We start from the raw sequence: 14,330 nt of genomic DNA on the forward strand, positions 1-14,330 counted from the left end.
CCGATAAGGGACAATTCGGAGTAAGCGACGCTCCGGCGTTGACTCGCCTGTTGGCTTGTGGTTCATTGTGTTCGATTGTGTTTGAGCAACAACCGGACCGTGACGACCGGCAGGCAGGGCAGGCCAGGGCCGAGGAAGAGGCTCCAGTGAAGAAGACGCACACGCGGCTCGCGGACGGGCGCGAGCTGATCTACTTCGACGCGCGTGACGACGCCGTCCGGGACGCGGCGGACCGCCGCCCCCTGGAGCGGACGCGCACCGCCTCGGAGGCGCGCTTCGACCCGCTGCGCGGCGAGTGGGTGGTCATCGCCTCACACCGCCAGGGCCGTACGTACCGCCCGCCGGCCGACGAGTGCCCGCTGTGCCCCTCCAGAAACGGGCGGTTGAGCGAGATCCCCGCCGACGACTACGAGGTCGCCGTCTTCGAGAACCGCTTCCCCTCGCTGACCGGGGGGCCCGGACCGGTGACCGGCGAGCCGCCGTTCGTCAGCGCACCGGGCGCCGGGCGCTGCGAGGTCGTCTGCTTCACCTCCGACCACGACGCCTCCTTCGCCGACCTCTCCCCCGGCCAGGCCGCGCTGGTGCTGGAGGCATGGACCGACCGCTCCGCCGACCTGGCCGAACTCCCCGGCGTCGAGCAGGTCTTCTGCTTCGAGAACCGCGGCGAGGAGATCGGCGTCACCCTCGGCCACCCGCACGGCCAGATCTACGCGTACCCGTACGCCACGCCGCGTACCGCGCAGATGATGCGGTGCGTCTCCCGGCACCGGGCGGAGACGGGCGAGAACCTCTTCGACGCCGTCGTCGACGCCGAGAGCGCGGCCGGAACGCGGGTGGTGCTGCAGGCGGCGCACTGGGTGGCGTTCGTGCCGTACGCCGCGCACTGGCCGTACGAGGTGCACCTCTACCCGCGGCGGCGTGTGCCGGACCTGCCGGCGCTGGGCGACGCGGCGCGGGCGGAGTTCCCGGAGGTCTACCTCGAACTCCTGCGCAGATTCGACCGCATCTTCGGCCCGGACGAGCCGCCGACGCCGTACATCTCGGCCTGGCACCAGGCACCGGTGCGGGCGGCGGGGCGCGATGACTACGCTCTGCACCTGGAGCTGTTCACGATCCGGCGCAGCCCGGGCAAATTGAAGTACCTGGCGGGCTCGGAGTCCGCGATGGACGCCTTTGTCACCGATGTGCCGCCGGAGCGGGCGGCGGAACGACTGCGAGAGGTAGCCAGCACGTGAGTGGGAACGCAGGCGGGGGCGACGGTGCCGGGGGTGGCCGGAAGTATCTGGTGACCGGCGGGGCCGGGTACGTGGGGAGCGTCGTCGCGGCGCATCTGCTGGCCGCCGGGCACCGGGTGACGGTGGTCGACGACCTGACGACCGGGTTCCGCGACGGGGTGCCGGAGGGCGCCGAGTTCGTCGAGGACCGGATCCAGCACGCCGCGAAGTGGCTGGACTCCTCGTACGACGGCGTGCTGCACTTCGCCGCCTCGTCGCAGGTCGGAGAGTCCGTCGCGCACCCCGAGAAGTACTGGCGCAACAACGTCGGCGGCACGCTGGAGCTGCTGGCCGCGATGCGCGACGCGGGCGTGCGCCGGCTGGTGTTCTCCTCCACCGCCGCCACCTACGGCGAGCCGGAGTCCGTGCCGATCACCGAGGACGCCGTCACCGCGCCGACCAACCCGTACGGGGCCTCCAAGCTCGCCGTCGACCAGATGATCGGCGGCGAGTGCCACGCCCACGGGCTGGCCGCCGCGTCGCTGCGCTACTTCAACGTCGCGGGCGCCTACTTCCCGCCGGAGGGCGGCGGCCCGTACGGCGAGCGCCACGACCCCGAGTCGCACCTCATCCCGCTGGTGCTCCAGGTCGCCCTGGGGCGGCGCGAGTCGATCTCCGTCTTCGGCGACGACTACCCCACCCCGGACGGCACCTGCGTCCGCGACTACATCCACGTCGCCGACCTCGCCGAGGCGCATCTGCTCGCGCTCGACGCCGTGCGCCCCGGCGAGCACCGCATCTGCAACCTCGGCAACGGCGCGGGCTTCTCCGTGCGCGAGGTCGTCGAGACGGTGCGCCGGGTGACGGGGCACCCCGTGCCCGAGGTGGTCGCGCCGCGGCGGGCGGGAGACCCGGCGGTGCTGGTGGCGTCGGCGGAGGCGGCGAAGGAGCAGTTGGGCTGGCGGCCGTCGCGTACGGAGCTGGCGGGAATCGTGTCGGACGCCTGGGACTTCGCACGGCGGGTCGCGGGCGCGGGGAAAGACGGAGGGGACCGATGACGGCTGGAGAGACGGCGACGGCGGCGGGGAAGGACGGCCGGGGCTCGGACGGCCGGGGCTCGGAGGCGACGGCCACTGATGCTCCGGCCGCGGAGGCGACGGCCGTGGAGGCGACCGCCGCGGCCTTCGCCGAGTTGTACGGGGAGCGGCCCGCCGGGATCTGGGCCGCGCCCGGCCGCGTCAACCTCATCGGCGAGCACACCGACTACAACGCCGGCTTCGTCATGCCGCTCGCCCTCCCGCACACCACCCTCGCCGCCGCCCGACGCCGCGACGACGGCGTGCTGCGGCTGCACTCGGGCGACGCCGGCTCCCGCCTGGTGGAACTGGAAGTCGACCGCATCGACCCCGTGTCCGTGGGCGGCGACCGCGGCGGCTGGGCCGCGTACCCGGCAGGCGTGGTGTGGGCGCTGCGCCGCACCGTCGCCGGCTTCGCGGACTTCGGCGGCGCCGACCTCCACTACGAGAGCACGGTCCCCACGGGCGCCGGGCTGTCCTCGTCGGCGGCCCTGGAGGTCTCCACGGCGCTGGCGCTCAGCGACCTGTACGGCCTCGGCCTCGACCCCGTACGGCTGGCGCAGGTCAGCCAGCACGCCGAGAACGACTTCGTCGGCGTGCCCAGCGGGATCATGGACCAGATGGCGTCCGCGTGCTGCACCGCGGGCCACGTGCTCTACCTCGACACCCGCGACCTCACGCAGCGCGCCGTGCCCTTCGACCTGGCCGCCGAGGGGCTGACGCTGCTCGTCGTCGACACGCAGGTCAAACACGCTCTGGGCGACGGCGAGTACGCCGAGCGGCGCGCCGGCTGCGAGGCGGCGGCGCGGGAGCTGGGCGTACCTGCCCTGCGGGACGTGCCGTACGCGGAGCTGGACGCCGCGCTGGCCCGGCTGACGGACCCGGCGGTGCGTCCGCTCGTACGGCACGTCGTCACCGAGGACCGGCGCGTCGAGGAGTGCATCACGCTGCTCGACGCCGGCCGCACCCGCGACATCGGTCCCGTACTGCTAGCCGGGCACGCCTCGCTGCGCGACGACTTCCGCGTCTCCTGCCCCGAACTCGACGTGGTCGTCGAGTCGTCGGCCGCCGCGGGCGCGCTCGGCGCGCGCATGACCGGCGGCGGCTTCGGCGGCTCGGCGATCGTGCTGGTCGACACGGACGCGGCCGACGCGGTCGCCAAGGCCGTCGAGTCGGCCTTCGCCACGGCGGACTACCGCCCCCCGCGGGTCTTCGCCGCCGTGCCCGGCGCGGGCGCACGCCGGCTGCGGTAACACGGCTGTCCCCGCCCGTCGGCGCACGGCGGGCGGGGACAGGGTGTACAGCCCTTACGGCTCGCCGAACTCCCCGCGGGCCACGCCCGCGACGAACGCCCGCCACGCCTCGGGGGTGGCGGTCAGGACGGGACCCGTGCCGCCCTGCTTACTGTCCCGCAGGGCGACCGCGCCGGGGCGGAACGCCACCTCGACGCAGTTGCCGTTCCCGTTGCTGTAACTGGACTTGAACCACGCTGCGCTGCTCATCGTGTGCCGCTTCCCGCGTTCCCCGGCTCGTCGAACTCCCCGCGGGCCACGCCCGCGACGAACGCCCGCCACGCCTCAGGGGTCGCGGTCAGAACCGGACCAGAGCCGCGCTGCTTACTGTCCCGCAGGGCGACCGCGCCGGGGCGGAACGCCACCTCGACGCAGTTGCCGTTCTGGTTGCTGTAACTGGACTTGAACCACGCTGCGCTGTGCAGCTCACCCTTTCTCATAACTCCCTGCCACTTCAGCCAGCAGACGCAGCGACGCCTGCTCATCGTGTGCTACTTCCCAGATGCCCCGGAACGCCCGGTCGTACTGTTCGATCTCGTGCGGCTTGTCGAGGTACAGGCCCCCCGTGTAGCCGTCAGCGTAGACCGTGGGCGGCTCCGACTCACTTCCGTCGCCGTTGAGCGGAAAGCGCAGCAGTACGAACGCGCCGGTGAGAACGCCGGGGTGCATCCCCGCGGCGAACGGCACGACCCGGATGGCGACGTTCGGCCGCTCGGCGACATAGACCAGATGCGCGAGTTGCTCCGCCATCACCTCGCGCCCGCCTACCGGCCGGCGCAGGACCGCCTCACTCAGCGCCACCTCGAACTCCAGCGGCCTCGTGGCCCGGGTCAGCAGCGCCTGCCGGTCGATGCGCAGCCGCACCCGGCCGTCGAGGTCCTCCTCGCTGATGTCCGGCTGATCCGCGCGCATAATGGCACTCGCGTACTCCGCAGTCTGGAGCAGCCCCGGCACAAGGTCACTCTCGTACGTGGACGCCCTCGACGCCGCATCCTCCAAGCCTACGTACACGTCGAACCCGTCCGGGATCACGTCGCCGTATGCGTGCCACCACCCGCGCGCCTTGGTCTCCTTGGCCAGGCCCATCAGGGCGTCGGTCATCTCCTGCGAAGCGCCGTAGACCGTGCACATCGCCTTGACGTCCAGACTGCGCATCGGACCTTGCCCTGTTTCGATGCGCCACATCTTCGCCTCTGACCACTCCATCTCGCGCGCGGCGGCGCGCACGGTCAGCCGCGCCTGGTTCCGTAAGTCCCGTAGGTAACGGCCGAGTTGGCGGCGCGGCACCGTCGAGCCGTTGACCTTCTCCCTCATCGTCTCCCCCAGTTCCGAGCCCTGTTTGACGGGCTCTCATACCCGCGATGAAAGCAACGCCGTCCCCGCCACACAAGACAAGTCACATGTTCGACGACTCACGCGAGTGGGTTCCTTCGTGAAGTCTTGCAGTCCCCGACACCGCCACAGCACGCTGAAGGTCCGTCGCTGTGCGTAGCAGGGCTGAGGCGCACCAGTGACTCCTGGCCATCACCCCCCAAGCTCGCGACCACGGAAGGGGCCCACGCATGCCCTCGAAGAAGTACACCGTCCCGGCGCCGCCCCGCCCCCCACTCAGCACGCTCGTCCGTTCCGCCACGTTCAGGCACAGCAGGACCTCGGTCGGACGGGCCCGCCTGTTCGCCACCCGGGTCCTCACAGACTGGTCCGTGCCCGTCGATGCCGACGACGTGCGCACCTGCGTCTCCGAAATGTGCACCAACGCCCTGCTGCACGGCGGCCGGCCGGGGCACCTCTTCCTGCTGCGCCTGTCGCTGTCCGAGACCGCCCTGGTCGTCGAGGTCCACGACGCCGGCTCCGCCGCGCCCCAGCCCCGCAACGCCGCGGAAGGCGACGAGTCCGGCCGCGGCCTGCTCGTCGTCGCCGCTCTCTCCGACCGCTGGGGCATGCGTTCACGCGACGGAATCGGCAAGCTCGTCTACGCCGAGTTCGACTTCCCGACCCGCTGAGCGGGACGGGAGCACGAAGAGCGCCCGTGATTCCCGCCACGGCGACACCCCGGCCGCGCACCTGCTCGCCGCCATGACCAGAGGTGGGCTCACCGTCACGCAGCTGCCTGTCCCGGACAGGACGAACGAGATCACCTGCTTCGCCGGCCTGCTGGCCCAGTTCGACCTGACCGGAGGGACCGTGACGGTCGATTCCCCTGAACCGGCTCCACTTCGTGCGGGACACCGGCTTCCGCGAGGACGCTTCCACCATCCGCACCGCGCATGGCCCGGGAGAACATGGCCACCCTGCACAGCTTCGCGATCAACCGCCTCCGCACCACCGTACGCCACAACACCACCGCCGGACTCCGCAAGATGCCCTACGAGCCGTTCACCCGCCCCCTCCCCCTTCCCCTCCTCGGACTCCGTTGACCAGCACAGACACGCCAACAATCAGACTTTGAAACCACACTGGGTCAGTCGGCGACGTCCTCCGTCTCGTAACCCGTCATCCCGGCTTCGTAGAAGGCCGGAAGCATCTGCTCCAAGTACCAGGGGATATCGGTGAACTCCGGCCCGACGACGTGTGCTCGCCTGTTGATGGTCGGCAGAAACGAGATCTGCTCGCGGCCCGGGAAGAAGAGGAGCTGGCCACCGGTGCCGGCAGCCTGATGGTAGACGCAGATGCCGACGTGCTGGTGGACCCTGCCGGGGTCGTCGAGCGCGGCGACCACGGAGTTCAACTGCTCCGGCACCGTGGCGGTCCAGTCCAGATCGCCCATGGCGTCCTCGACCGCGAAGGACAGACCCAAGGGCTCAATAGTGCCCCACCCGCCGGGTTCGAGCACCCGCAGGATTCCCTGCACCGTGACCCGCGTCGCTCCGCGAAAAGAGAAGTCGATACTGACGCTGCGTGACATGCTTCCGCCTCATGGAACCACTCGCCACGGAATCCCTTTTCCATCGAGCCACTGGGTGATGTTCCTGGGTATGGGATTCTGTGAGACTATTTCGTATTCTTTTCCGTGCTGAGTGGCGATCTGCCTGCACTGTCCGGCAGTCGCCTTGAACTTCGCCAGCCGTTTTGGGTCGGCATTGAGCTTCTGCCAGAACTCCCCGGCCTTCCCGTCGTACCACACCTCTCGTCCATTCGCCCGAAAATAGCTACCGTCGAACTCCCGCCCGCCCCGCGTGAAGTTGCTCGACCCGCCGAGCTTCTCATGCAGGTACCGCTCGTACTGCTTACCTCGCTGCTCTGCCAAACGGCCCTTTGACGGTTGCGCCTCGGAGCCGCCGCGGTTCGCTTCCGGCAAGCCGTCCGAGGCGGAGCCCCCGCCGGTGGTGCTGGCGAGGGCGATGGCGCTGCTGCCGAGGAGGGCACGGGCGCCCGGCGACAGGGCGAGGGTGCCGATGCGCATGGCGCCGCCGACGGTGACGAAGGCGAGGGCGCCGCCCGCAGGTGGGAAGAGGAACACCGAAGCGAGGGCGAGGGCGATGCCGGCCCACATCAGGGCTTCCATCAGCGCCGCGAACAGGGTGGCCGCCACGTACGGGTCGACGACTCTGTCGTCGGCCTCGTATCCCTTCAGGCGCAGGGCAAGCAGCAGCGCGCTGACGACGAGGGCGCCGCCGGTGCCGTACAGCCGCAGGCGCAGCAGCGTCAGGGGCTCACCCTGCGGCAATTCGCCGATCGCGCGGCGAGCACGCAACATCAGGACCATCTGGAGGATGAGCCAGGCCAGTCCGGCGGTGGCGCAGGACAGCAGGAGGGTGTGGCCGGTGCCGGAGGTGAACCAGTTCTGGAGGTCGGTGGTCTGGGGGTACGAGCCGGCGCCGAGGGCCAGGACCGCGGGAGTGGCGAGGAGCAGGGGGATCAGGTAGAGCCACCGGCGGCGGCGCGCGGTCCGGCCCGTGGGGTCGGCCTTGAAGTGGGCGCGGAGGCGCTTGGCGTCCCACGCCTCGTCGCGGTTTGCCTCGTCGATGCGCTGGGCCACCTCCGCCACCGCCCGGTGCAGCGGGTCGGTCGCGCGGGGTTGGGCGTAATACAGGGCGCGGCGGGCGCGGGCGAAGCGGACAGCTATCGTCCCGGTCCACGGCAGGGCAGCAGGCCGCGAAGCCCGCCAGCGCCATGACACCCGTACGGCCTTGGCGTTCGGCGGTCAGCAGGGTGTACGGCAACGCCCGTCGCCCGCGGCGGACCTGCCGGTAGTCCAGCGTCATCGCCACCGCCAGCGCGGCCACCGGCAGCCACCCCAGCACATCGCCCAGCCACTGAAGCACCTCCGCCGCCCAGCCCGGCGGATCGCCGTCGCGGCGAGCGGCGTAGCCGGAGTAGTTGAACAGCGCGTGGTGCCCGACCGCCAGGCCCAGCGGTATCAGCCCGGCCAGGCGAAGCCCCGCACCCGGCCCGCGCAGCAGCAGCCCCGCGCCCAGGCCCGCCAGCGCGCCCCACACCAGATGCAGCGAGGCGCCGAGTTCCGGACTGAGAGCACCGATGCTCACCGTGCCGATCGAGGCGGGCAGCCAGGTGGTCAACACCTCGCTGAAGTCGGGCACGTACGTGAGGTCCAGGCTGACGCCGCCGGGGATCATCCACCCGCCGCCGGGGAAGACCTCCGCCTTCTGCGCGTCGGTGACCCGCGCCAGCAGCACCTCCAGCAGCCCGAACCCCGCCCCCGCCCCGGCGCCCAGGACGACGTAATCGGACAAGCCGAGCTGGCGGCGGACCTTGACACTGATCCCGGCGATCAGCAGCGGCCCGATCTTCGCCACCTCCTCCACCACCGGCACCAGCGTGTACGACAGCGCATCCACCGCCGGGTCCAGCGTCCGCTCCCCAGAGGCCGCCGTGTACCCGCGCACCGCCGCGTACTCCGCAGCGATCGCCGCAACCCCACTGCCGTAGATCCCCACCACGAACGACGCCAGGATGACGGCCCAGCCGGCCGACCGCAACGGCCAGGAGATTAGCCCGAGTTGGAGGACGCCGTACAACGCCGCGGCCACCATGAGGAACGTCACGAACAACCCCCCAAGCATCACTGCGCGCGACCGCGCAGTGACACACGAGGCTAGAGGGGTACAGGAGATCACCACAAGCAACCGTTCGATCACAGAACGGGCCAGCGACGAGGCATGGTTGACCGCTATCGCCACCGCGAAGGCCCGGCTGGGCGCAACCCGGGCCCGTTTGCGTACCCGATAACCCGATATAGGGTCCGCTCGTCATCCCCCGGCCCGCCCCAGACGGTCCAGGTGGGAGGACCCTCGTATGGCGCGAGGGGGCGAGGACATCGGCGGCCCGTTCTCGGCGTGCTCGGGTGGCGGACGGCTGTCGCGCTTGCGGCTGGTGTAGAGGCGGCCGTCCGGATGGTCGAGTTCGTGGCGGACCGGCCGGGCCAGACGAGCTTGTCCTCCTTGGCCCCATCGCGAGCCAGGCCCGGAGCCGGCAGGCTCGCTCAGCCGATCGGTGGTGCGAGGTATTCCAGCGCATAACCGTCGCCGGAGGGGGTTACGCGGGCGATGCCGGGTGAGTCGAGGTGGGCGCCGGCTACGAAGTGGTGTGGTTGGGCCAGTTGTTCCAGGAGGGCCGCTCGCGCGGCGCGGGCCTGGGACTGGTTGCCGTCGAGCTCCCAGGACACGTTCGGCTGATCGAATTGGAGCGTGGGAACGTGAACGGTGTCGCCCCAGGCGAGAAGGTGGCCGGTGCTGCTCCTGACATCATAGACGGTGTGACCGGGTGTGTGGCCCGGTGTCGGGATCGCGGTGGTCCAGTCGTTGATCGCGACGTTCTCCGACACGGGTACGACCCGGTCGCGGATCGGCTCAAGCCGCCCCGTGAACACCGAGGTGTCGCCCGCGCCGATCCACACGCGCTCAAGATTGGTGAACGCCTCTGAACCGTCCGGCGCGATCAGGCCGCTCACGTGGTCTACGTGCTTGTGGGTGATGGCCACATCGGTGACATGTGCGCGGTCGATTCTCGCTTCGTCGAGCGCGTCGTAGATCACTCCCATGGTGGGGTCGTGCCAGGCGTTGGACGCGCCGGTGTCGATGAGAACCGACCGCGTGCCGTCGGTGACGAAGAAGGCGTTGACCGACAGACGCAAGTTGTCGCCGGTCAGCGGGACGGCGGCCGGCAGCTCATCGAGCGTTCGCCCATCCTCGTCGCGGAGCCGTGTCGGCGGCATGTCGATGTACCCGTCTCGCAACGAGATCACCTGCAGATCGCCGAATTCGAACGTGGCGTGGTGCTGGCCACCCGAGATCAAACGCATGAAACCTCCGTCGTGTTGGACACGCACCCGCGCGCGTCTCCGATAGAAGACTCAATCTTCTTTAGGAGAAACCCTACACTGTGGGCAGCGAGGTACCCATCGATCGAGGAGCACGGTGGTCGAGCAAGACGGAAACGCGGCCGAACCACCGCACGGTGACGACCTGGCCGGCGCGTTCGGCGGTAACGTGCGGCGGCGCCGTGAGGAGGCGGGCCTGACGCTGGAGCAGTTGTCCACACAGTCGTCGGTCAGCCGGGCGATGCTGTCCAAGGTCGAACGCGGTGAGAAGAGCCCGACGATCGGCGTCGCATCCAGGATCGCCCACGCGCTCGACGCGTCGCTCTCGGACCTGATCGGTGCGCCGGCTGCTGCCGCGTCCGGTGTGGCCGTTGTCATGCGCAAGAACGAGCGCCCCGTTTTCCGTGACCCGGAAACCGGCTTCGAGCGGCACATGGTGTCAGCGGCCCCGGGCGCGGGAGGAGCCGAGATGGTCGCCCACTACCTCCCCGCGCAGGTCTCTACGAGGCTGCTGCCCGCGTATCCCCCGGGCACGGAGAAGCAACTCGTGGTGCTCGAAGGCACCCTCACCGTCGCGATCGGCGGGATCAGCGAGACCCTGAACACAGGCGACTCCCTGTTCTTCCAGGCCGACGCGGACCACGGCTTCGCCAACCGGACGAACGCTCCCTGCGAATACATCATGGTCATCTCGCGCAGAACCTGATCGGCCGCAGCTTGCGGGCCTATGCACGCTATGCACGCCCGGGGGGAGAGAGAGTCGTTACTCGTCCTTGCTGCCGAAGGCGAGGGCGAAGTACTCCACGTCGTCGCGGTCGCTGATGAGGTCCTGCGCCAGGTAGAACCGGCCGTGCTCGAATATGTACGGCAACTGGTCGCTGTAGGTCATCGTCGTCTCCGACTCCGCCGTGTCGTTCGGCAGCTCCAGCCAGACCTCTTCCTTGGCGGAGCGCGGGTCTATCGCGACGATCTCGCCGCCGGCGTCGTACGTCCCCTTGCGGTACGCGATGAGCTTGCCGCCCTCCATCCGCAGCGGGACCATCGTCCGCTTCTCGCCGGCGTCGTACTTCTTCGTCGGCTTACCCGTGTCGAGGTCGAAGGCGACGATCTCGTTCGTGTCGCCGTAGTCGCTCTTGCCCTGGTGTTCACGCGACGGCAGGTACATCGTGTCGCCGTCCACCGCCACCGTCGTGCAGGACTCGGCGCCGCCGGAGTAGTCACAGCCGGGCTTGTAGCGCGGGCCCTCCGTCTCCGTGCCCAGGGAGATCTTCGAGCGCAGCTCACCCCCGTCGATGGCGAAGATGTCGGTCTCGGTGGTCTTGCCCGCGCCGATCGTGATTATCGGCGGCTCGACGGAGAGCACCTGCACGCTCTGCACGCCGTCCGGCACGTCGTACGACCAGTAGATGCCGCCGGTGGCCGGGTCGACCTTCTGGACCTTCATGTCCTCGTTGAGCGAGCCGCAGAAGACCAGGCCGAGGAGGTTCGTCCCGTCGCTGGCGTAGTCGTGGTCCTTGCACTCGGTGGTGGGCTTGGTCTTCCAGACCGGGTCGCCGCCGGACAGGGGGAACGCCGCGGAGCCGGAGAGGCCGGAGGCGATGACCGTGTCACCGGCGATGGTGATGTGGTCGAACTTCACGTTCTCGTCGGCGCTCGGCACGTGCTGCTGCCACAACTCGTCGCCGGTGTTGACGTCGAAGACCACGACCTCGGAGCACGGCGCGTACGAGTCGTCGGGGTCGGAGACCTTGCCGTCCTGCACCAGCATGGCGGCCTTGCCGTCGTCGGTGACGGCCCGGGAGCCGCCGCAGATCAGGCCGTCGGTGGGGATTTCCCACGCCTCCTTGCCGGTCTTGGTGCTGTAGCCCTTCACCGAGTTCAGCTCGCCCTTGGCGTAGATCTTCTCCGTCGCCCACTGGCCGGCGGCGGGCCACGTCGCGCCCTCCTCGACCTCCGGGTACGGGACGCCGAACAGCAACTCGCCGTCGGCGCTGGCGGGCTTGCTGTCGCTGACGGACTTCTTGGCACCGCCGCCACCGCCGCCCCCGCCGGCCTGCGTGTCGTCGTCGCCGCTGGTGAGGAACCAGCCCGTACCGCTGGCGACTACGAGAATCGCCAGCACGGCCGCGACGACCGCCCACACCGGGACGAGCTTCTGCGCCGCGGGCCCGGCGGGCATGCCCGGGACCTGCGCCTGGGGGTAACCGCCGGAGTCCGGCGGGACCGGCTGCGCGTAGCTGTACTGCGACTGCTGCTGCGACTGCTGCTGGCCGTACGGCTGCGGTGGTTGTTCGGGCTGGGCCTGGGGCTGCGGCTGCTGCTGCTGCGGGTAGCCGTACTGGGGCTGCTGCGCGGGCTCCGGCGGCGCGCCGAAGCCGCCGCCGGGTGCGGGCGGCGGCGGGGTCTGCGGATATCCGTACCCGGGCTGCTGCGGGTCCTCGGACGGCGGCGGCCCGAAGCCGCCGGACGGCGGCTGGCCCGGCGGCGGTGGCGGCTGCGACATGTCCCTGTCCCCCCGGATGGATGTGCGTACGAGCTGCGGTCGTCGCTCATTTCTACCACCCGCGGGTGACAGCCGCCGCCGGCGTCGTACGACCGTGACCCGCCGCCCGCCGTGCGCTCAGCCCGACTCCGCCGACTCCGCCGACTCCGCCAGCTCCAGCCAGCGCAGCTCCAGCTCCTCGCGCTCGGCCACCAGCTCACGCAGCCGCGCGTCCAGCTCCGCCACCCGCTCGAAGTCCGTCGCGCGCTCGGCGATCGCGGCGTGCAGCTCGCTCTCCTTGCCGCCGATCCGGTCCAACTGCCGCTCGATGCGCTGCAGCTCCTTCTTCGCCGCCCGCGCGTCCGCCGCCGACAGGGTCTGCGTCGCCTGTGGCGCCGGTGTCGCCTGCGGCGTCTGCGGCGCCTGTGTCTCGCGGATACGTGCCCGCCGGCGCAGGTACTCCTCGATCCCGCCCGGCAGCATCCGCAGCGCCCCGTCGCCCAGCAGCGCGTGCACCGTGTCCGTCGTCCGCTCGACGAAGTACCGGTCGTGGCTGATGACCACCAGCGTCCCCGGCCAGCCGTCCAGCACGTCTTCCAGCTGGGTGAGGGTCTCGATGTCCAGGTCGTTGGTGGGCTCGTCGAGGAACAGCACGTTCGGCTCGTCCATCAGCAGCCGCAGCAGCTGCAGCCGCCGCCGCTCGCCGCCGGACAGGTCGCCCACCGGCGTCCACTGCTTCTCCCGCCCGAAGCCGAACTGCTCGCACAGCTGCGAGGCGGTCATCTCCCGCCCCTTGCCGAGGTCGACGCGCTGCCGCACCCGCTCGACCGCCTCCAGCAGCCGCCACGCCGGGTCGAGTTCCGTGACCTCCTGCGAGAGGTACGCGAGCCGCACGGTCCGCCCGGCGACGATCCGCCCGGCGGCCGGCTGCCGCTCGCCGCCCGAGCGGGCGGCGTCGGCGAGGGTACGCAGCAGGGAGGTCTTGCCGGCGCCGTTGACGCCGAGGAGCCCCACGCGGTCGCCGGGGCCGAGTTGCCAGGTCAGCCCCTTCAGCAGCACCCTGCCGTCGGGGCCGCCCCCGGCCCGTACGGTGACGTCCTCCAGGTCGAACACCGTCTTGCCGAGGCGGGAGTTCGCGAACTTCATCAGCTCGGCGGAGTCGCGGGGCGGCGGCACGTCGGCGATGAGCGCGTTGGCGGCCTCGATGCGGAAGCGGGGCTTGCTGGTACGGGCCGGGGCCCCGCGGCGCAGCCAGGCCAGTTCCTTGCGCACGAGGTTCTGCCGCTTGGCCTCCTCGGTGGCGGCGATACGCGCGCGCTCGGCGCGGGCGAAGACGTAGTCGGAGTAGCCGCCGTCGTACTCGTGGACGGCGCCGCGCTGCACGTCCCACATGCGGGTGCAGACCTGGTCGAGGAACCAGCGGTCGTGGGTGACGACGACGAGCGCGGCGCGGCGGGTGCGCAGGTGCTCGGCGAGCCAGGCGATGCCCTCGACGTCGAGGTGGTTGGTCGGCTCGTCCAGGATGAGGAGGTCGGGGATGCCGATGAGCAGCTTGGCCAGCGCGATGCGGCGGCGCTCGCCGCCGGAGAGCGGGCCGATGACGGTGTCCAGGCCGTGGTCGAAGCCGGGCAGGTCGAGGCCGCCGAAGAGGCCGGTGAGCACGTCGCGGACGCGCGCGTCGCCGGCCCACTCGTGGTCGGCCATGTCGCCGACGACCTCGTGCCGGACGGTGGCGGCGGGGTCGAGGGTGTCGCCCTGGGTGAGGACGCCGAGGCGGAGGCCGCCGGTGTGGGTGACGCGGCCGGCGTCGGGGTCCTCCAGCTTGGCGAGGAGGCGGACGAGGGTGGTCTTGCCGTCGCCGTTGCGGCCGACGACGCCGACGCGGTCGCCTTCGGCGACGCCGAGGGAGATGCCGTCGAGGAGGGCGCGGGTGCCGTAGACCTTGTCGACGGCTTCCAGGTTGACCAGGTTGGCGGCGGCCATGGC

At 70.8% G+C, this 14,330-nt stretch carries 16 protein-coding genes; 8 read left to right on the forward strand and 8 right to left on the reverse strand.

All coding sequences use genetic code 11. The features are described 5' to 3' along the window. Positions 1 to 146 precede the first annotated feature (146 nt). The 3 genes from galT to galK are packed head-to-tail and all read left to right on the forward strand — an operon-like array spanning position 147 to position 3,543. Positions 147 to 1,235, forward strand: coding sequence for a galactose-1-phosphate uridylyltransferase (gene galT, locus T328_RS20860; protein ID WP_496497625.1), 1,089 nt, complete (start codon positions 147 to 149; stop codon positions 1,233 to 1,235). Further along, positions 1,232 to 2,272: a UDP-glucose 4-epimerase GalE gene (galE, locus tag T328_RS20865; RefSeq protein WP_496497626.1), complete on the forward strand. Its 1,041-nt coding sequence runs from the start codon at positions 1,232 to 1,234 to the stop codon at positions 2,270 to 2,272. The genes galT and galE overlap by 4 nt, the downstream gene beginning before the upstream one ends. Continuing rightward, positions 2,269 to 3,543, forward strand: coding sequence for a galactokinase (gene galK / locus T328_RS20870; protein ID WP_496497627.1), 1,275 nt, complete (start codon positions 2,269 to 2,271; stop codon positions 3,541 to 3,543). Before galE ends, galK begins: the two co-directional genes overlap by 4 nt. 54 nt (positions 3,544 to 3,597) lie before the next feature. On the opposite strand, the gene T328_RS20875 is transcribed toward galK, so the two are convergent. From T328_RS20875 to T328_RS20885, 3 genes are read right to left on the reverse strand one after another with little or no spacing between them, the layout of a single operon-like run. Then, positions 3,598 to 3,792, reverse strand: coding sequence for a DUF397 domain-containing protein (locus T328_RS20875; RefSeq protein WP_496497628.1), 195 nt, complete (start codon positions 3,790 to 3,792; stop codon positions 3,598 to 3,600). Continuing rightward, positions 3,789 to 4,022 carry a DUF397 domain-containing protein gene (locus tag T328_RS20880; protein ID WP_496497629.1) on the reverse strand — a complete coding sequence of 78 codons (234 nt, stop codon included), beginning with the start codon at positions 4,020 to 4,022 and terminating at the stop codon, positions 3,789 to 3,791. Before T328_RS20880 ends, T328_RS20875 begins: the two co-directional genes overlap by 4 nt. Then, entirely contained in the window at positions 4,009 to 4,896 is an 888-nt protein-coding gene (locus T328_RS20885; RefSeq protein WP_496497630.1) for a helix-turn-helix domain-containing protein, read from the reverse strand. Before T328_RS20885 ends, T328_RS20880 begins: the two co-directional genes overlap by 14 nt. Positions 4,897 to 5,144: 248 nt before the next feature. Here T328_RS20885 and T328_RS20890 point away from each other — a divergent pair, with 248 nt between their 5' ends. Together T328_RS20890 and T328_RS20895 are read left to right on the forward strand one after the other, a co-directional pair. Next, positions 5,145 to 5,585, forward strand: a complete 441-nt coding sequence (locus T328_RS20890) for an ATP-binding protein (RefSeq protein WP_496497631.1) — start codon at positions 5,145 to 5,147, stop codon at positions 5,583 to 5,585. 264 nt (positions 5,586 to 5,849) lie between these two features. Continuing rightward, positions 5,850 to 5,999: a hypothetical protein gene (locus tag T328_RS20895; protein WP_496497632.1), complete on the forward strand. Its 150-nt coding sequence runs from the start codon at positions 5,850 to 5,852 to the stop codon at positions 5,997 to 5,999. Positions 6,000 to 6,043: 44 nt separating this feature from the next. On the opposite strand, the gene T328_RS20900 is transcribed toward T328_RS20895, so the two are convergent. After that, positions 6,044 to 6,487 (reverse strand): hypothetical protein, encoded by a 444-nt coding sequence (locus T328_RS20900; RefSeq protein WP_496497633.1) that lies wholly within the window; start codon positions 6,485 to 6,487, stop codon positions 6,044 to 6,046. A 9-nt stretch (positions 6,488 to 6,496) separates the two neighbouring features. Continuing rightward, positions 6,497 to 7,561, reverse strand: a complete 1,065-nt coding sequence (locus T328_RS20905) for a hypothetical protein (protein WP_496497634.1) — start codon at positions 7,559 to 7,561, stop codon at positions 6,497 to 6,499. A 500-nt stretch (positions 7,562 to 8,061) separates the two neighbouring features. Here T328_RS20905 and T328_RS20910 point away from each other — a divergent pair, with 500 nt between their 5' ends. After that, positions 8,062 to 8,268, forward strand: coding sequence for a hypothetical protein (locus T328_RS20910; RefSeq protein WP_496497635.1), 207 nt, complete (start codon positions 8,062 to 8,064; stop codon positions 8,266 to 8,268). 27 nt (positions 8,269 to 8,295) lie between these two features. After that, on the forward strand, positions 8,296 to 8,472 hold the full coding sequence (locus T328_RS20915; protein WP_496497636.1) for a hypothetical protein: 177 nt from the start codon (positions 8,296 to 8,298) through the stop codon (positions 8,470 to 8,472). A 553-nt stretch (positions 8,473 to 9,025) separates the two neighbouring features. Here T328_RS20915 and T328_RS20920 read toward each other — a convergent pair. Then, on the reverse strand, positions 9,026 to 9,844 hold the full coding sequence (locus tag T328_RS20920) for an MBL fold metallo-hydrolase (protein ID WP_496497637.1): 819 nt from the start codon (positions 9,842 to 9,844) through the stop codon (positions 9,026 to 9,028). Between the two features lie 115 nt (positions 9,845 to 9,959). Here T328_RS20920 and T328_RS20925 point away from each other — a divergent pair, with 115 nt between their 5' ends. Next, positions 9,960 to 10,568, forward strand: a complete 609-nt coding sequence (locus T328_RS20925; RefSeq protein WP_496497638.1) for a helix-turn-helix domain-containing protein — start codon at positions 9,960 to 9,962, stop codon at positions 10,566 to 10,568. Positions 10,569 to 10,625: 57 nt separating this feature from the next. On the opposite strand, the gene T328_RS20930 is transcribed toward T328_RS20925, so the two are convergent. Both T328_RS20930 and T328_RS20935 read right to left on the reverse strand, forming a co-directional pair. After that, positions 10,626 to 12,365: an outer membrane protein assembly factor BamB family protein gene (locus T328_RS20930; protein WP_496497639.1), complete on the reverse strand. Its 1,740-nt coding sequence runs from the start codon at positions 12,363 to 12,365 to the stop codon at positions 10,626 to 10,628. A gap of 117 nt (positions 12,366 to 12,482) precedes the next feature. Beyond that, a complete protein-coding gene (locus tag T328_RS20935; protein WP_496497640.1) occupies positions 12,483 to 14,327 on the reverse strand; it encodes an ABC-F family ATP-binding cassette domain-containing protein in 1,845 nt (614 codons plus the stop codon). Between the last annotated feature and the right edge of the window lie 3 nt (positions 14,328 to 14,330).

The organism is Streptomyces sp. CNX435, from assembly GCF_059570575.1.